Annotated in this window: 1 protein-coding gene (only partly in view); it reads left to right on the forward strand. The window is 73.4% G+C overall.

What is annotated here, in order from left to right; genetic code table 11:
• Window positions 1-19,952: the 3' portion of a type I polyketide synthase gene (locus ACH4S9_RS31710; RefSeq protein ID WP_398374973.1), read on the forward strand. Its footprint begins 12,646 nt before the window's first position; the window shows 19,952 of its 32,598 coding nt (coding positions 12,647-32,598); its start codon lies off the left edge, out of view; its stop codon occupies window positions 19,950-19,952.
• The last annotated feature ends 2 nt before the right edge of the window (window positions 19,953-19,954 follow it).

Genomic DNA, 19,954 nt, shown 5'->3' on the forward strand with positions numbered 1-19,954 from the left:
TGGACCCGCAGCAGCGGCTGCTGCTGGAGACCTCCTGGGAGGTCTTCGAGCGCGCGGGCATCGATCCGGCCGACCTGCGCGGCACCGACACCGGTGTCTTCATCGGCGCCGCCAGCAGCAGCTATGTACCGCCGGAGGAGTCCCGCGGCCACCAGATGACCGGCCTGCTGACCAGCGTCGCGTCCGGCCGGCTGTCCTACACCTACGGCCTCGAAGGTCCGGCGCTGACGGTGGACAGCGCGTGTTCGTCGTCACTGGTGACCATCCACATGGCGGCGCAGTCGCTGCGCTCGGGCGAATGCTCCCTGGCACTGGCCGGCGGTGTGACGGTGATGGCCACCCCGGCGGCCTTCGGGGAGTTCGACCAGCACGGCGGGCTGTCCCCGGACAGCCGCTGCCGCCCATTCGCCGACGCGGCCGCCGGAACGGGCTGGTCGGAGGGGGTCGGCCTGGTCATCCTGGAGCGGCTGTCGGACGCGCGGCGCAACGGACACCAGGTGCTCGCGGTGGTGCGGGGTTCGGCGGTGAATCAGGATGGTGCGTCGAATGGTTTGACGGCGCCGAATGGTCCGTCGCAGCAGCGGGTGATCCGTCAGGCGCTGGCGAACGCGGGTCTGGCTCCGGCGGAGGTGGACGCGGTCGAGGCGCACGGCACGGGCACCACGCTGGGCGACCCGATCGAGGCGCAGGCGCTGCTCGCCACCTACGGTCAGGACCGCGAGCTGCCCCTGCGGCTGGGCTCCATCAAGTCCAATGTGGGACACACCCAGCTGGCGGCCGGTGTGGCCGGTGTGATCAAGATGGTGATGGCGCTGCGCCATGGTGTGCTGCCCATGACCCTTCACGTGGATCAGCCGACCACGCATGTGGACTGGTCGGCGGGCGCGGTGGAGCTGTTGACCGAGTCGACGGAGTGGCCGGAGACGGGGCGTCCGCGCCGGGCCGGTGTCTCCGCGTTCGGCGTCAGCGGCACCAATGTGCACGCCATCCTGGAGCAGGCGCCCGAGGAGCCGGTGGACGTCGAGGGGGCGGCCGAGGCGCCTGTCGTTGACGTGGCGGCGGTGCCGTGGGTGGTGTCGGCCAAGTCGGCTGCGGCGCTGCGTGGGCAAGCGGTCGCTCTGCTGTCGCACGTGGAGACCGACCCGGAGCTGCGGCCGGTGGATGTGGGTCATGCGCTGGTGTCGGCGCGGGCGGTGCTGGAGCACCGGGCCGTGGTGGTCGGCGGGGACCGCGAGGAGCTGCTGTCGGGTCTGCGTGCCCTGGCTGATGATGAGCCCGGCTCGGGCCTGGTGCACGGGGTTGCCGATGTGGAGGGGAAGACGGTGTTCGTCTTCCCGGGGCAGGGGTCGCAGTGGGCCGGGATGGGTGCCCGGCTCTTGGACGAGTCTCCGGTGTTCGCCGGGCGGATGGCGGAGTGTGCCGCTGCCCTGGCGTCGTTCACGGACTGGTCCTTGATGGACGTGGTGCGGCAGGTGGAGGGTGCCGCGTCGCTGGAGCGGGTGGATGTGGTGCAGCCGGTGTCGTGGGCGATGATGATCTCGCTCGCCGCGCTGTGGCGCTCTCACGGCGTGGAGCCGGATGCGGTGGTCGGCCACTCGCAGGGTGAGATCGCGGCCGCCTGTGTGGCCGGCGCGCTGTCGCTGGAGGACGGTGCCCGGGTGGTGGCGTTGCGCAGTCAGGCGATCGCCCGGCGGCTGGCAGGTGCCGGGGGAATGGCGTCGGTGCCGCTGCCGGTGGGCGAGGTGGAGGCGCGGCTGGAGCGCTGGGACGGCCGGGTGTCGGTCGCCGCGGTCAACGGTTCCAGGTCGGTCGTGGTCTCCGGCGACCCGGAGGCACTGGACGAGCTGATCGACGAGCTGACAGGGGAGGACGTCCGGGTCCGGCGGATCGCGGTGGACTACGCCTCCCACTCCGCCCACGTCGAGGAGATCCACGAGGAGTTGCTGGCGGAGCTCGCGCCGGTCGCCCCGCGCGGGGTGGAGGTGCCGTTCCTGTCGACGGTGACCGGTGAGTGGCTCGACGGCGGCGAGCTGGACGCCGAGTACTGGTACCGCAACCTTCGTCGGACGGTCGGTTTCGAGTCGGCCGTGCGGGAGTTGCTGGCCGGGCGCCACCGCGCGTTCGTCGAGGTCAGCGCCCATCCGGTGCTGACGGTCGGGGTCCAGGAGACCGTGGACGACGCCGAGGTGACCGCTGTGGTCACCGGCACGCTGCGGCGTGACCAGGGCGGCAGCGACCGGTTCCTTGCCTCGCTGGCGGAGCTCTTCGTCCGTGGTGGCGAGGTCGACTGGGCAGGTGTGTTCGCGGACACCGGCGCGCGCCGCGTCGATCTGCCCACCTACGCCTTCCAGCGGCAGCACTACTGGCCCTCCGAGCCCGCGCGAGCGGGCGATGTGACCGCCGCCGGCCTGGTGTCCCCGGAACACCCGCTGCTCGGCGCCGCGGTGGAGCTGGCCGACGCGGGCGGAGTGCTGTTCACCGGCAGCCTGTCGCTTCGATCGCACCCCTGGCTGGCCGGCCACGCGGTGGGCGGTGTGGTGCTCTTCCCGGGCACCGGTTTCCTGGAGCTGGCGATCCGCGCCGGCGACCAGGTGGGCTGCGACCTGGTGGACGAACTCACCCTCGCGGCGCCCCTGGTGGTGCCGGAGCGCGACGCGGTCGCCCTCCAGGTGTGGGTGGGCGTGCCGGACGAGTCCGGCCGCCGCGGCTTCAACGTCTACTCACGGCCCGCCGACGCCACCGAGCAGCCGTGGCTGCACCACGCCACCGGTGTGCTGGCGGCGGGCGAGCGGACGTCGGACTTCGACGCGACCGTGTGGCCGCCCACCGGTGCGGTCGTCGCCGACTTGGAGGGCTTCTACGAGCGGTTCGCCGACGTCGGCCTCGAATACGGCACGGTCTTCCAGGGGCTGCGCGCGGTCTGGCAGACCGACGACGAGGTGTTTGCCGAGGTCGCCCTGCCCGATCAGACGGATGACGCCGAGTCGTTCGCGATGCACCCGGCTCTGCTGGACGCGGCCCTGCACGCCATGTGGTTCGCCGAGGTGGCAGGGGCCGACTCGGGCGCGGGACAGACCTCGCTGCTGTTCTCGCTGAGCGGTGTCTCCCTGCACGCCCATGGCGCCTCTGTCCTGCGGGTGCGGCTGGCCCACGGCGCCGCCGGGGCGGTGACCCTGGAGGCGGCCGACCCGACCGGTGCGCCCGTCGTCTCGATCGAGTCCGTGACCACCCGCCCACTGTCCGCGCGGCAACTGGCCGCCGGGAACCCCGTCGGCCACGTGTACGACTCGCTCTACCGGCTGGACTGGGTGCCGGCTCCGGCCGCCTCACGACCCGACGGCGAGCCGGACACGCTCGAACTGTCCACGGACGCGCTCGGGCACCTGGCGTCCCTCGAAACGGTGCCGGACGTGGTGGTGGTCGAGGTCGGCTCGCTCGGTGCCACCGGCCCCGCCGACGGCACCGGGGCCCCGGACGACCCGGCGGGTTCGATGCGCCACGTGACGGCCCGGGTCCTGGAGCTGGTCCAGCACTGGGTGGCCGACGAGCGGCATTCCGAATCCCGTCTGGTGTTCATCACGCGCGGCGCGGTCGTGGCGCGGAGCGGCGACACCCTCACCGATCTCGCCGCGGCGGCCGTATGGGGGCTGCTGCGCACCGCGCAGACGGAGTACCCGGGACACCTCGTCCTGGCCGATCTCGACCACCGGCAGCAGACCGCCGAGGTGCTGGCCGATGTGCTTGCGTCCGGTGAGCCGCAGGTCGCGGTCCGGGACGGCGCCGTACTCGTCGGCCGACTGGCCTCCGTCGCCACCTCCTCCCGGCTGCTGCCCCCGGCCGACGGGGTGCCGTGGCGGCTGGACAGTCGGCGCAAGGGCAGCCTGGACGCCCTCGACCTGATCACCGAGACGCCTCGGGAGCAGCTTGCCCCCGGTGAGGTACGGATGGCGGTGCGCGCCGCCGGAGTCAACTTCCGTGACGTGCTCAACGCCCTGGACATGTACCCCGGGGACGCCGGAGCGATGGGCAGCGAGGCGGCCGGGGTGGTCGTGGAGACCGGCCCCGAGGTGACCGGGTTGCGCGTCGGCGACCGGGTGCTCGGCGCCGTCCAGGGCGGCATCGGCCCGTCCGTCGTCGTCGACCAGAACGAGCTCGTGCCGATCCCGGAGGGCTGGCGGTTCGAGGACGCCGCGTCCGTGCCGGTCGCCTTCCTGACCGCGTACTACGGCCTGGTGGATCTGGCCGGCCTGTCGGCGGGTGAGTCGGTGCTGGTGCACGCGGGTGCCGGTGGTGTGGGTATGGCCGCGATCCAGATCGCCCGGCACTTGGGCGCCGAGGTGTTCGCCACGGCGAGTGAGGGCAAGTGGGACGCGCTGCGCTCGCTGGGTATCCCGGACGACCACGTCGCCTCCTCCCGTACGACCGAGTTCGAGGAGCGGTTCCGGGAGGTGACCGGCGGCCGGGGCGTTGACGTGGTGCTCAACTCGCTCGCGGGCGAGTTCATCGACGCGTCCGCGCGGCTGCTTGCCCCCGGCGGCCGGTTCATCGAGATGGGCAAGACCGACATCCGCGACGCGGAGGCGATGGGCGCCGGCTACCGGCCCTTCGACCTGGCGGAGGCCGGGCCGGGCCGCCTCCAGCAGATGCTGGTCGAGCTGATGGAGCTGTTCGAGGCGGGCGTCCTGCGGCCGCTGCCGGTGACGGCCTGGGATGTGCGGCGGGCGCGGGACGCGTTCCGGTGCATGAGCCAGGCCAAGCACACCGGCAAGATCGTGCTGACCATGCCGCGCGAGTGGGACCCCGAGGGCACCGTGCTGATCACCGGTGGCACCGGCGGTCTCGCCCGCAGCCTCGCCCGTCATCTCGCCGCCGACCGGGGCATGAGGCATCTGCTCCTGGTCAGCCGCCGCGGGCCGGACGCGCCCGGCGCGGCGGACCTCCGGGCGGAGCTGAGCGCGCACGGCGCCGAGGTCACCATCGCCGCGTGCGATGTGGCGGACCGCGCCGCGCTGGAGGCGCTGCTCGCCGGGATTCCGGCGGAGCACCCGCTGATCGCGGTCGTCCACACCGCGGCCGTGCTCGACGACGGAGTGTTCGCGTCGCTGACGCCCGAGCGGCTGGCCACGGTCTACGGACCGAAGGCGGACGCCGCCTGGCATCTGCACGAGCTGACCCGCGATCTCGGCCTGGCCGCCTTCGTGACGTACTCCTCGGTGGCGGGCCAGCTGGGCGCCGCGGGGCTGGCCAACTACGCCGCCGCGAACTCCTTCCTCGACGCGCTGGCGTACCACCGCAGGGCCCTCGGCCTGCCGGGCCAGTCGCTGCTGTGGGGCCCATGGGTCCAGGACAGCGGCATGACCAGCGAGCTCAGCCACACCCACATCCAGCGGATCAGCGGGGCCGGCATGCCACTGCTGACCGAGGAACAGGGCGCCGCGCTGTTCGACGCCGCGGTCGCCTGCGACGAGCCCGTGGTCGCACCCGTGCGCCTGGACCTCGCGGCGCTGCGCGCCCAGAGCGAGACCCCCGGGCTGCTGCGCGGCCTGGTGCGTACGGCCCGCAGGGCCGCGGGCGGCGTCCGCGACTCCGACTCGGGCGCGGCCAACGCGCTGGCCCGCCGGCTCGCCGGGCTGCGCGACGGCGACCGGCTGCGCCTCCTGACGGATCTCGTACGCGGCCAGGCGGCCGCCGTCCTGGGGCACCCGTCGCCGGACGCGGTCGAGGTCCGGCGCGAGTTCCGCGAGCTGGGCTTCGACTCGCTGACCGCCGTCGAGCTGCGCAACCGGCTGAACACGGCCACCGGGCTCCGGCTGCCCGCCACCTTGGTGTTCGACTACCCCACCCCGACCGTGCTGGCCGAGTTCCTGTTGCGTGAGCTGCTGGACGAGCACGTCGACGCGATCACGCCGACGGCCGTCGCCACCGCCGGTCTCGCGGACGACCCGATCGTGATCGTCGGGATGGCCTGCCGCTACCCGGGCGGCGTCCGGTCCCCGGAGGACCTGTGGCGGCTGGTCGCCGAGGGGCGCGACGCCATCGCCGAACTGCCCACCGACCGCGGCTGGCGGCTCGACGGAGACGCCGGTTTTCGGGGCGGTTTCCTCTACGACGCCGCCGATTTCGACGCGGGTTTCTTCGGGATCTCGCCGCGTGAGGCGGCGGCCATGGACCCGCAGCAGCGGCTGCTGCTGGAGACCGCGTGGGAGGTGTTCGAGCGCGCCGGCATCGACCCCACCTCCGTCCGCGGCACCGACGCGGGCGTGTTCGTCGGCGCGACCGGCTTCGGCTACGTACCGCCGGAGGAGTCCCGCGGCCACCAGATGACCGGCCAGGCCACCAGCGTGATCTCGGGCCGGCTGTCCTACACCTTCGGCCTCGAGGGCCCGGCCGTCACCGTGGACACCGCCTGCTCGTCGGCGTTGGTGGCGATGCACCTCGCCGCCCAGGCGCTGCGCTCGGGCGAGTGCTCGCTGGCGCTGGCCGGCGGTGTCACGGTGATGTCGACGCCGGTCGGCTTCAGCGAGTTCAACGAGCAGGGCGGGCTGGCCCCGGACGGCCGGTGCCGCGCGTTCGCCGAGGCGGCGGCCGGGACCAGCTGGTCCGAGGGCGTCGGCCTGCTGGCACTCGAACGGCTGTCGGACGCGCGCCGTAACGGCCATGAAGTGCTGGCCGTCGTGCGGGGCTCGGCGGTCAACCAGGATGGCGCGTCCAACGGGCTGACGGCGCCGAACGGCCCGTCGCAGCAGCGGGTCATCCGCCAGTCCCTCGCCAACGCGGGGCTGTCCGGACGCGACGTCGATGCCGTGGAGGCGCACGGCACGGGCACCACGCTGGGCGACCCGATCGAGGCGCAGGCGCTGCTCGCCACCTACGGTCAGGACCGCGAGCTGCCCCTGTGGCTGGGGTCGGTGAAGTCGAACATCGGCCACGCCCAGGTGGCCGCCGGCGCTGCCGGTGTGATCAAGATGGTGATGGCGCTGCGCCATGGTGTGCTGCCCATGACCCTCCACGTGGATCAGCCGACCACGCATGTGGACTGGTCGGCGGGCGCGGTGGAGCTGTTGACCGAGTCGACGGAGTGGCCGGAGACCGGGCGTCCGCGCCGGGCCGGTGTCTCCGCGTTCGGCGTCAGCGGCACCAACGCGCACGCCATCCTGGAGCAGGCGCCCGAGGACGCCGAACCGAAGCCGGCCGACCCCGACACCACCGCCGCGACCCCGGCCGCCCTGCCCTGGGTGGTGTCGGCCAGGAGCGACCGCGCGCTGCGCGAGCAGGCGGTCAACCTGTCCTCCCACCTGGAGAACCTCCCCGAGGCGACGTCGGCCGACGTCGGCCACTCGCTGGTGTCGGCGCGGGCGGTGCTGGAGCACCGGGCCGTGGTGGTCGGCGGGGACCGCGAAGAGCTGCTGTCGGGTCTGCGTGCCCTGGGCGAGGACGAGCCGGGGGCGAGCGTGGTCCGCGGCATCGCCGATGTGGAGGGGAAGACGGTGTTCGTCTTCCCGGGGCAGGGGTCGCAGTGGGCCGGGATGGGCGCCCGGTTGCTGGAGGAGTCTCCGGTGTTCGCCGGGCGGATGGCGGAGTGTGCCGCCGCTCTGACGCCCTTCACGGACTGGTCGTTGATGGACGTCGTACGCCAGGCCGAGGGTGCCGCGTCGCTGGAGCGCGTGGATGTGGTGCAGCCGGTGTCGTGGGCGATGATGATCTCGCTCGCCGCGCTGTGGCGCTCCCACGGCGTGGAGCCGGACGCGGTGGTCGGTCACTCACAGGGTGAGATCGCCGCCGCCTGTGTGGCCGGCGCGCTCTCCCTGGAGGACGCGGCCCGGGTGGTGGCGTTGCGCAGCCAGGCGATCGCCCGGCGGCTTGCGGGTGCGGGTGGCATGGCCTCGGTACCGCTGCCGGTGGGCGACGTCGAGGCGCGGCTGGAGCGCTGCGACGGCCGGATATCGGTCGCGGCCGTCAATGGCCCCCGCTCGGCGGTTGTTTCCGGTGACCGTGAGGCTTTGGACGAGCTGATCGAGGAGCTGACCGGCGAGGACGTCCGGGTCCGGCGGATCGCGGTGGACTACGCCTCCCACTCCGCACACGTCGAAGAGATCCACGACGAACTCCTGGAACGTCTGGCACCGCTGCGCCCCCGCGCCGCCGAGGTGCCGTTCTTCTCCACCGTGACCGGTCAGTGGCTCGACGGCGGTGAACTGGACGCCGACTACTGGTACCGCAACCTGCGGCGGACGGTGGGCTTCGAGCCCGCGGTCCGGGGGCTGCTCGCCCAGCACCACCGGGCGTTCATCGAGGTCAGCGCGCACCCCGTGCTCACTGTAGGGGTCCAGGAGACCATCGACGCGACAGGCGACCACGCCGTCACCGTCGGCACGCTGCGCCGGGACGAGGGCGGCCTCGGGCGCTTCCTGACCTCGGCGGCCGAGGTGTTCGTCCGCGGTGTCGAGGTCGCCTGGGCGGGCTGCTTCGCCAGCACCCGGGCCCGCCGGACCGAGCTGCCCACCTACCCGTTCCAGCGCGAGCGCTACTGGGCGGACGAGGCCAGGCCCGTCGCGCAGGCCACGGAGACCGACCCGGTGGACGCCGAGTTCTGGTCCGCCGTCGAACAGGAGGACCTGGAGTCCCTGGCCGGCTGGCTGGAGATCGACGGAGACTCGCTGGGCGCGGTGCTGCCCGCCCTCTCCGCCTGGCGGGGCAGGCGCCGTGAGGAGTCCACCGTGGACTCCTGGCGCTACCGGACCGAGTGGCGGCCGCTGCGGATGTCCTCGGTGCCCGTGCTCACCGGCACCTGGCTGGTCGTCACCGCCGACGGCGTCGCGGACGACGAGGTGACCGCGGCGCTCGCCGGACACGGCGCTCAGGTCCGGCGGCTGGAGCTGGACGAGTCGTGTGTCGACCGCGCCGAACTCGCGTCCCGGCTCCAGGGCGTCGAGGGCGTCGAGGACCTGCGCGGCATGGTGTCGGTGCTGGCCTTCGCCGAGCAGCCGAGCGCCACCCACCCGACGCTGTCCTCCGGGCTCGCGCTGACCCTCGCGCTGGTGCAGGCGCTGGACGACCTCGACACCGGGGCGCCGTTGTGGTGCCTCACCCGGGGCGCCGTGTCCACCGGCCGCTCGGACGGCCTGACCAGCCCGGCGCAGGCGCAGGTCATCGGCCTGGGCCGGACGGCCGCGCTGGAGCACCCGCGCCGCTGGGGCGGCCTGGTGGACCTGCCCGCCGAACTCGACCAGCGCGCCGCGCAGCGGCTGGTCGGAGCGCTCGCCGGCGCTGAAGGCGAGGACGGCGAGGGCGAGTTCGCGATCCGGTCCTCCGGAGTGTTCGTACGCCGCGTGGTGCGCGCGCCCCTCGACGACCGTGGCCCCAACGGCGGTTGGGAGCCGCGCGGCACCACGCTGATCACCGGCGGCACCGGTGTGCTGGGCCAGTATCTGGCCCGGTGGCTCGCGCACAACGGGGCCGAGCACCTGGTGCTGACCAGTCGGCGCGGCATGGACGCGGCCGGCGCGGCCGAGCTGGTGGCCAAGCTGACCGAGCTGGGCACCGCCGTGGAGGTCGTGGCCTGCGACGTGGCGGACCGGGCCGCGGTGGCCGCGCTGATCGACCGGCTCACGGCCGAGGGGCGGGTCATTCGCACCGCCGTCCATGTGGCCGCTTACATAGACCTCGGCTCGCTGACCACCATGGACCACGAGACGTTCGCCTCGGTCGTCGACGCCAAGGTCGCGGGCGCCCGCCATCTCCACGAGCTGCTGGACGAAGAGCAGCTCGACGCTGTCGTGTACTACTCGTCGATCGCCGGCATCTGGGGCAGCGGCGACCACGGCGCGTACGGGGCGGCCAACTCCTACCTGGAGGCGCTGGCGGAACACCGGCGCGCCCAGGGGCTGCGCGCCACCTCCATCGCGTGGGGCATCTGGCGGGACGACCAGGTGCGGGTCGATCCGCAGCAGATCCTCGGCAGCGGTCTGCGCTTCATGCAGCCCGACCTCGCCCACATCGGGCTGCGGCAGGCACTGGAGGACGACGAGACCCTGCTGACGATCGCCGACATCGACTGGGGCCGCTACTACCCGGTCTACACCTCGGTGCGCCCCAGCCCGCTGTTCGGCGAGGTGCCCGAGGTGCGCGGGATCCTCGAGAAGGCCGAGAACACCGTCGCCACCTCCGCGGACGGCGAGTTCGCCGCGCGGATCCGCGCGCTGTCCGCCACCGAGCAGGAGCGCGCGCTGCTGGACCTGGTGCGCGCCGAGGCGGCAGCGGTTCTGGGACACACCTCCCCGGAGGCGATCTCGGAGCGCCGGGCGTTCCGCGATGTCGGGTTCGACTCGCTGACCGCGGTGGACCTGCGTAACCGGGTGGCCAGGGCCACCGGTCTGACCCTGCCGTCCACCCTGGTCTTCGACTACCCGAGCCCGGTGGCCCTGGTGGAGTTCCTGCGGTCGCGGATCGTGGGCTCGGCCGCGGCGGTGCCGGGCGCGCCCGCGCCCGTGGTGTCCGCGGCCTCCGACGAGCCGGTCGCGATCATCGGCATGGCCTGCCGCTTCCCCGGCGGGATCGGTTCGCCGGAGCAGCTGTGGGAGGTGGTCGCGGGCGGACAGGACGTCATCTCCGAGTTCCCCGCCGACCGTGGCTGGGACGCCGAGGGGCTCTACGACCCGGACCCGGACAAGCTCGGCAAGACGTACTCGACGCGCGGTGGCTTCCTGCACGACGCGGCGGAGTTCGACGCGGGCTTCTTCGGGATCTCGCCGCGTGAGGCGCTGGCCATGGACCCGCAGCAGCGGCTGCTGCTGGAGACCTCCTGGGAGGCGTTCGAGCGGGCCGGGATCGACCCCGCGTCGGTCAGGGGCAGCCTGACGGGCACGTTCATCGGCTCCAGCTACCAGGACTACGGCTTCGGACCGCACGCCGACCAGGAGGGGGCCGAGGGCTACCTGCTCACCAGCTCGGTGCCCAGCGTGCTGTCGGGCCGGATCTCGTATCTGTTCGGTCTCGAGGGCCCGGCGGTCACCCTGGACACGGCGTGCTCCTCGTCGCTGGTGGCGCTGCACCTGGCGTGCCAGTCGCTGCGCAACGGCGAGAGCACACTGGCGCTGGCCGGCGGTGTCACGGTGATGACCACCCCCGGTTCGTTCCTCGCCTTCAGCCGCCAGCGCGGCATGGCCGCGGACGGCCGGTGCAAGGCGTTCGCCGAATCGGCCGACGGGATGAGCCTGTCCGAGGGCGTGGGGCTGCTCCTGGTGGAGCGGCTGTCGGACGCCCGCCGTCATGGCCACCCCGTGCTGGCGGTGGTGCGGGGCTCGGCGATCAACCAGGACGGTGCGTCGAATGGTCTGACCGCGCCGAACGGCCCCTCGCAGCAGCGGGTGATCCGCCAGGCGCTGACCAACGCCAGGCTGACGGCGAACGACATCGACGCGGTGGAGGCGCACGGCACGGGCACCACGCTGGGCGACCCGATCGAGGCCCAGGCGCTACTCGCCACGTATGGGCAGGAGCGCGAACAACCCCTGCTGCTGGGCTCGGTCAAGTCCAACCTCGGCCACACCCAGCTGGCCGCCGGCGCCGCGAGCGTCATCAAGATGGTCATGGCGATGCGACACGGCGTACTGCCCGAGACGCTGCACATCGACGAGCCGACGTCCCATGTGGACTGGTCGTCCGGCGCGGTGGAGCTGCTGACCGAGCAGGCCGAGTGGCCGGAGACGGAGCACCCGCGCCGGGTCGGCGTGTCGGCCTTCGGCATCAGCGGCACCAACGCCCACACCATCCTGGAGCAGGCCCCGCAGCCGCAGGCCGATGACGACGGCCCGGTGGCATCCCCCGCGCCGGCTCGGGAGCCGGGTGTGCTGCCGGTGGTGGTGTCGGGGAAGTCGGAGGAGGCGCTGCGTGCGCAGGCGGCGCGGGTGCTTTCCCGTGCCGAGGAAGAGCCCGGTCTCGCATGGAGCGATCTGGCGTTCTCGCTGGTGACGTCGCGGTCGGGGTTCGAGCGGCGCGGTGTGGTGCTGGCGGGCGCCCGGGAGGGGGCGGTGGAAGGCCTGCGGGCTCTGGCGTGTGGTGAGCCGGGCGTGGATGTGGTGCGGGGGTTGGCCCGGGAGGATCGGGTGGTGGCGTTCCTGTTCTCGGGGCAGGGCAGTCAGCGGGCGGGGATGGGCCGGGAGCTGTACGAGGCGTTCCCGGTGTTCGCCGAGGCGCTGGACGAGGTGTTCGCGCATCTTGACGGCCACCTCGAACGGCCGTTGCGTGAGGTGATGTTCGCCGAGGCGGGTTCGGCCGAGGCGGAGCTGCTGGACGGGACGGGATGGACACAGCCCGCGCTGTTCGCCGTCGAGGTGGCGTTGTTCCGGCTGGTGGAGTCGTGGGGAATGCGGCCGGATTACGTGGCGGGGCATTCGGTCGGAGAGATCGCCGCGGCGCATGTGGCCGGGGTGTTCTCGCTGACGGACGCGTGCACGCTGGTGGCGGCGCGGGCCCGGCTGATGGCGGAGCTGCCGCGAGGTGGGGCGATGGTGTCCCTCCAAGCCACCGAGGACGAGGTGACCCCGCAACTGACCGAGGGAGTCTCGATCGCGGCGGTCAACGGGCCGCGGTCGGTCGTGATCTCGGGCGACGAGGCGGCGGTGCTCGAGCTGGCCGGCCGGTTCGAGGGCGAGGGGCGCAAGACTAGGCGTTTGCGGGTCTCGCATGCGTTTCACTCGGCTCTGATGGACGGGATGGCTGCTGAGTTCGAGCGGGTGGTGCGGGGCCTGTCGTTCGGGGCTCCGGCGGTGCCGCTGGTGTCGAACCTGACGGGAGAGGTGGCGTCGGCCGAGCTGCTGTGCGCGCCCGAGTACTGGGTGCGGCAGGTGCGCGAGGCGGTGCGGTTCGCCGATGGCGTGCGTCGGCTGGACGAGTGTGGTGTGAGTACGTATCTGGAGCTGGGGCCGGACGGTGTGCTGTCGGCGATGGCTCAGGAGAGCCTGTCCGAGCAGTCGCCCGCCACCACGGTGGTCGTCTCGGCGCTGCGGAAGGGAGCGGACGAGGAGCGTGCGGTGGTCACCGCGCTGGCCCGGCTGTACGCGCACGGCGTGGAGGTCGACTGGCCGGCGTTTTTTGCGGGCACCGGCGCCCACCGGGTCGAACTGCCCACGTACGCCTTCCAGCACCAGCGCTACTGGCCGAACGTGTCGGCGCCGGCGCCCGCCGCGAACACGGGAATCGCGGACGGGGACACGGACTTCTGGGCCACGGTCGAAGGGGAGGACCTGGAGTCCCTGGCCTCGCGGCTGGAAGTCGACGGCGACTCGCTCGGCGCGGTGCTTCCCGCGCTGACGACGTGGCGCCGCCGCCGACGTGAGCAGTCGGTCGTGGACGGCTGGCGCTACCGGGTCACCTGGACGCCGCTGGCCGACCCGACCCCCCGGGCCCAGCGCGGCAGCTGGCTCGTGGTCGTCCCGGCCGGGCAGGCGGACGACCCGTGGGCGACCTCCGTGGCCGAGGCCATGCCCACCCCGACGGTACGCGTCGAGATCGGCGAGCCGGACCGCGCCGCACTGGCCGACCGGCTGCGTGAGGCGGCCACGGAATCGGGCCCGTTCGCGGGCGTCCTGTCCCTGCTCGCACCGTACGAGCCCGCTGTCGGCGGACACCCGGGCGTACCGGCCGGCGTGGCACTGACGATCACCTTGGTGCAGGCGCTGGGCGACGCGGGCATCGAGTCGCCGCTGTGGACCGCCACGCGAGGCGCGGTGTCGGTGAGCCGCTCGGACACCGCGCCGAACCCGGCGCAGGCGGCCGTATGGGGCCTTGGCCGGGTCGCGGCGCTGGAGTACCCGCGGCGCTGGGGCGGACTGATCGACCTGCCCGACACCCTCGACCGGCCCGCCGGCCGACGGCTGGCCGCGGTGCTATCTGGAGCCGGAGCCGGAGCCGGAGCCGGTGACGAGGACCAGGCCGCGGTGCGCTCCTCCGGCCTCTTCGGCCGGCGCGTCGTCCACTGCCCGGCCGAACGCGAGCCGGACGAGACCGGCTTCATCGCCACCGGAACGGTCCTGATCACCGGCGGCACCGGCGGCCTTGGCGGCCATGTGGCCCGCTGGCTCGCCCGCGGCGGCGCCGAGCACCTGGTGCTGACCAGCCGTCGGGGGCCGGACGCACCCGGCGCCCGCGAACTGTGCGACGAACTCGCCGAGCTGGGCGCGCGGGTCACGATCGCCGCCTGCGACGTGGCCGACCGGGAGGCGCTCGCGGCCGTGCTGGCCGACATCCCCGACGACCGCCCCCTGACGGGCGTCGTGCACACCGCGGGCATCGCCCAGGCGGCCGCCCCGCTGGACGGCGCGAGCGACGCCGAGACGGCCGAGGTGATGACAGCCAAGGTGGTCGGCGCGGCCAACCTCGACGCGCTGCTCGGCGACCGTGAGCTCGACTTCTTCGTCCTCTTCTCTTCGGTCGCCGCCACCTGGGGCAGCGGCGGCCAGGGCGCCTACGGCGCGGCCAACGCCTACCTGGACGCGCTGGCCGAGGCCCGTACGGCCCGGGGGCTGACGGCGACATCCGTGGCCTGGGGCGCGTGGGCCGACGGCGGAATGGCGGCCGCCGACGGCGCCCAGGACTACCTGGCGCGCCGTGGGCTGATCCTCATGGCGCCGGAGACCGCCATCGCCGGGCTGAGCCGCGCGCTGCGCAACCGGGACGTGACCGTCGCGGTCGCCGACGTCGACTGGGACCAGTTCGCCCCCGCGTTCACCCTGGCACGGCCGAGCGCACTGCTGCGCGACCTGCCCGGCGTACGCCGCGCGCTTATCGCGGACGCACCCGTGCGGTACGACGACGCGTCGGAGCTCAGCTCGCTGCGCGGACGGCTGCGGGCCACGCCGGACAACGAACGGCTCGATCTGCTGCTCGGTGTCGTCCGGGAACAGGTGGCCCTGGTGCTCGGCCACTCGGGCGCGGAGGCCATCGAGGCCGACCGGGCCTTCAAGGACCTCGGCTTCGACTCGCTGACGGCGGTGGAGCTGCGCAACCGGCTCGCCACCGCGACCGGACTGGCCCTGCCCACCACCCTGGTCTTCGACTACCCGTCCCCGGCGGCGCTGGTCGACCACCTCCGCGCCGAACTGCTCGGGGAGCAGCCTGGCCCGGGCGGCTCGGCCGTCCTCACCGCCCTCGGGAGCGTCGCGGACGACCCGATCGTGATCGTCGGGATGAGCTGCCGCTACCCGGGCGGTGTCCGGTCGCCCGAGGATCTATGGCGTCTGGTGGCCGAGGAGCGGGACGCGATCTCCCCGTTCCCGTCCGACCGGGGCTGGAACCTCGACGCGGAGAACGCTTTCGAGGGCGGATTCGTCCACGACGCCACCGAGTTCGACGCCCGGTTCTTCGGCATCTCGCCGCGTGAGGCGCTGGCCATGGACCCGCAGCAGCGGCTGCTGCTGGAGTCCGCGTGGGAGGTGTTCGAGCGGGCCGGAATCGACCCGACGGGGCTGCGCGGCAGTGACGCAGGCGTCTTCATCGGCGCCACCGGCGGTGGCTATGTCGCCCCCGAGGAGTCACTCGGCCACATGATGACCGGCCAGGCGACGAGCGTGGTGTCCGGCCGGCTGTCCTACACCTTCGGCCTGGAGGGCCCGGCGGTCACGGTGGACACGGCGTGTTCGTCCTCGCTGGTGGCGATGCACATGGCGATGCAGGCGCTGCGCGGCGGCGAGTGCTCGCTGGCGCTGGCCGGCGGGGTGACGGTGATGTCCACCCCGGCGGGGTTCGCGGAGTTCCGGCAGCAGGGCGGACTGGCGCGGGACGGCCGGTGCAAGTCCTTCGCGGAGGGTGCCGACGGCACCGGCTGGTCGGAGGGCGTGGGTCTGGTGGTGCTGGAGCGGCTGTCGGATGCGCGGCGCAACGGTCATGAGGTGCTGGCGGTGGTGCGGGGTTCGGCGGTGAATCAGGATGGTGCGTCGAATGGTCTGACGGCGCCGAATGGTCCGTCGCAGCAGCGGGTGATCCGTCAGGCGCTGGCGAACGCGGGTCTGGCTCCGGCGGAGGTGGACGCGGTCGAGGCGCACGGCACCGGGACCACGCTGGGCGACCCGATCGAGGCGCAGGCGCTGCTGGCCACCTATGGACGGGACCGGGAGCTGCCGCTGCGGCTCGGCTCCATCAAGTCCAACATGGGGCACACCCAGTCCGCCTCGGGCGTCGCCGGTGTGATCAAGATGGTGATGGCGCTGCGCCACGGTGTGCTGCCCAAGACGCTGCACGTGGACGCGCCGACCACGCATGTGGACTGGGCGACCGGTGCGGTGGAGCTGTTGGCCGAGGCCGCCGAATGGCCGGAGACCGGGCGCCCGCGCCGGGCCGGCATCTCCTCCTTCGGCATGAGCGGCACCAACGCCCACGCCATCATCGAGCAGGCCCCCGAGGACGCGGTGGACGCCGAGAGCGTGTCGGACACGCCCACGGTCGACGCGGTGACGGTGCCGTGGATGGTGTCGGCGAAGTCGGCCGCGGCGCTGCGCGGTCAGGCGGCCGGTCTGCTGTCCCAGCTGGAGGGCGCCCCGGAGCTGAGTCCCGTGGACGTCGGCTACTCGTTGCTGTCCACGCGGTCGGTGCTGGAGCACCGGGCGGTGGTGGTCGGCGGGGACCGTGAGGCGCTGCTGTCAGGTCTGCGCGCCCTGGGCGATGACGATCCCGCGCCCGGCGTGGTGCGTGGCGTTGCCGACGTGGAGGGGAAGTCGGTGTTCGTCTTCCCGGGACAGGGCTCTCAGTGGGCGGGCATGGGTGCCCGGCTCCTGGACGAGTCTCCGGTGTTCGCCGAGCGGCTGGCTGAGTGCGCGATGGCTCTGGCGCCTTACATCGACTGGTCGTTGGTGGATGTGGTGCGGCAGAACGAGGGTGCCGTGTCGCTGGAGCGGGTCGATGTGGTGCAGCCGGTGTCGTGGGCGCTGATGGTGTCGCTCGCGGCGCTGTGGCGGGCCCACGGTGTGATTCCGGACGCTGTCGTCGGGCACTCCCAGGGCGAGATCGCCGCCGCCTGTGTGGCGGGCGGGCTGTCGCTGGAGGACGGTGCCCGGGTCGTGGCGCTGCGGAGCCAGGCGATCGCGCGACGGCTGGCCGGTGCCGGAGGCATGGCGTCGATTCCGTTGCCGGTCGATGAGGTCGAGGTCCGGCTGGAGCAGTGGAGCGGCCGGGTGTCGGTCGCGGCGGTCAACGGCCCGCGGTCGGTCGTGGTCTCCGGCGACCCCGAGGCACTGGACGAGCTGATCGAGGAACTGACGCGCGAGGATGTGCGGGTGCGGCGGATCGCCGTGGACTACGCCTCCCACTCCGCCCACGTCGAGGAGGTCCACGAGGAGTTGCTGGCGGAGCTCGCGCCGGTCACCCCGCGCGGGGTGCAGGTGCCGTTCCTGTCGACAGTGACCGGTGAGTGGCTCGACGGTGGGGAACTGGACGCCGAGTACTGGTACCGCAACCTTCGTCGGACGGTGGCCTTCGAACCGGCCGTCCGCGAGCTGCTGGCCCGCCGCCACCGCGCGTTCGTCGAGGTCAGCGCGCACCCCGTGCTGTCCGTCGCGGTCCAGGAGGCCATCGACGACGCCGACGAGGTCGCCGTGGTCGCGGGCACGCTGCGCCGCGACCAGGGGGGACTCGACCGCTTCGCCCAGTCGTTGGCCGAGCTCTTCGTCCGTGGTGTTCCCACCGGCTGGGCCGGGTTCTTCACCGCGACCGGCGCCCGCCGGGTGGAGCTGCCCACCTATGCCTTCCAGCGGCAGCGGTTCTGGCCCGAGGCGGCCGAGACCGAGGCGCTGCCCGGTGACCAGGACACGGTGGACACGGAGTTCTGGGCCGCCGTCGAAGGAGAGGAACTGGACTCCCTGGCCTCGCGGCTGGAGGTGGACGCCGACTCGCTCGGCGCCGTGCTGCCCGCGCTGTCGTCATGGCGGCGGCAGCGGCGCGAGCGTTCCACGGTCGACGGCTGGCGCTACCGGACCACATGGAAGCCCGTGACCGCGGACGCCACCGCCCCGTCGGGAACCTGGCTGGTGGTCGTACCGCAGGGCCTGGCCGCTGACGCGTGGGTGTCCGCCCTGGTGGACGCGGTGGGCACCGGTTCGGTGCCGCTGGAGGTCGGGGCCGCCGATCGCGCCGAGCTGGCCGACCGCCTCGCGTCATGCGCCGCGGATCGCGCCGGTGGCGCGGACAGCCGGGAGTTCGCGGGCGTGGTGTCCCTGCTGGCGCTGAGCGAGAACGCCCTTCCCGAGTACCCGTCGGTTCCGGCCGGAGTGGTGCTGACCGCGACCCTGATGCAGGCCCTGGGCGACGCGGGGATCGAGGCGCCGGTGTGGGCGGTCACCAGGGGCGCGGTGTCGCTGGGCGGTTCGGACCCGGCGACGGCCCCGCTCCAGAACGCCGTCTGGGGCTTCGGCCGGGTCGCCGCGCTGGAGTACCCGCGCGGCTGGGGCGGTCTCATCGACCTGCCCGCCGAGCTGGACGACCGGATCACCGCACGCTTCGCCGGCGCGCTGACCGCCCCCACGGGCGAGGACCAGATCGCGGTCCGCGCCACCGGCGTGTTCGGCAGGCGGCTGGTGCAGGCCCCGGCCCAGGCCCCGGACCAACAGTGGCAGCCGAGCGGCACGGTGCTCATCACCGGTGGCACGGGGGCGCTGGGCGGACATGTCGCCCGGTGGCTGGCCTGCCACGGTGCCGAACACCTGCTGCTGACCAGCCGCCGTGGCCCCGACGCCCCCGGCGCGGAGGAGCTGCGCGCCGAGCTGAGCGCCCTGGGCACACAGGTCACCATCGCCGCGTGCGACGTGGCCGACCGGGACGCGCTGACGGCCCTCCTGGCCGCCGTCCCGGCCGAGCATCCGCTGACCGGTGTCGTCCACACCGCGGGTGTGCTCGACGACGGCCTGATCGAAGGGCTCGCCCCCGAACGCTACGAGCAGGTCTTCCGCTCGAAGGTGGCCTCGGCGCTGCTGCTGGACGAGCTGACCCGTGATCTGAACCTGACGGTGTTCGCCCTGTACGCGTCGTCCTCCGGCGCGATCGGGAGCCGTGGCCAGGCGAACTACGCGGCGGCCAACGCCGTACTGGACGCCCTGGCCGAGCGGCGCCGCGCCCAGGGTCTCGCCGCCACCTCGGTGGCCTGGGGGCTGTGGGCCGGCGCCGGAATGGCCGCCGACACACCGGTGGAGGCGGTGTCCCGGCGGGCCGGTGTGGTGGCGATGGACCCGGAACTGGCGGTGACGGCGCTGGCCGGGCTGGTCGCCGACACCGAGCCGACCGCCTTCGTCTCGGCCCTCGCCTGGGAACGGTTCGCGCTGACCTTCAGCGCCGTCCGGCCGAGTCCGCTGCTGAGCGAGATCCCGGAGGCCCGGCGCGCCATGCGGGCCGGGGCGGACGACGGCGCCGAGGGGACCGGCGAGTCGCTGCGTGAGCGGCTGGCGAAGATGCCCGAGCCGGAGCGCGTCTCGGCCGTCGTGGGGCTCGTACGCAAGACGGCCGCGGCCGTGCTCGGGTACGACTCGGCCGAGGCGGTCGAGTCCGGCAAGCCGTTCCGCGACCTCGGGTTCGACTCGCTGACCGCGGTGGAGTTCAGCAACCGGCTGGCCGCCGCCACACAACTGCGGCTGAAGCGGGCGCTGGTGTTCGACTACCCGAGCCCGACCGCGCTCTCGCAGCACCTGCTGGAGCAGCTGCTGCCGGACGGCACCGACGAGCCGGGCACGGCCGGTGGCGCGGGCGGCCAGGGCCAGGTGCTCGCCGAGATCGACCGGCTGGAGGCGACGCTGGCCGCCGCCACCACCCGGCGGGAGACCCGTCTACAGGTCCGCGAACGACTGACCAAGCTGCTCGCCCAGTGGGACGACGAGGACCTGCACGACGGCCCGGGCGGAGTCGACGAGCAACTGCTCCAGGCCTCCGACGAGGAGGTGTTCGACTTCATCGGCAAGGAGTTCGGCATCTCCTGACA

The organism is Streptomyces sp. NPDC021225 (assembly GCF_044332865.1).
GTDB lineage: Bacteria > Actinomycetota > Actinomycetes > Streptomycetales > Streptomycetaceae > Streptomyces.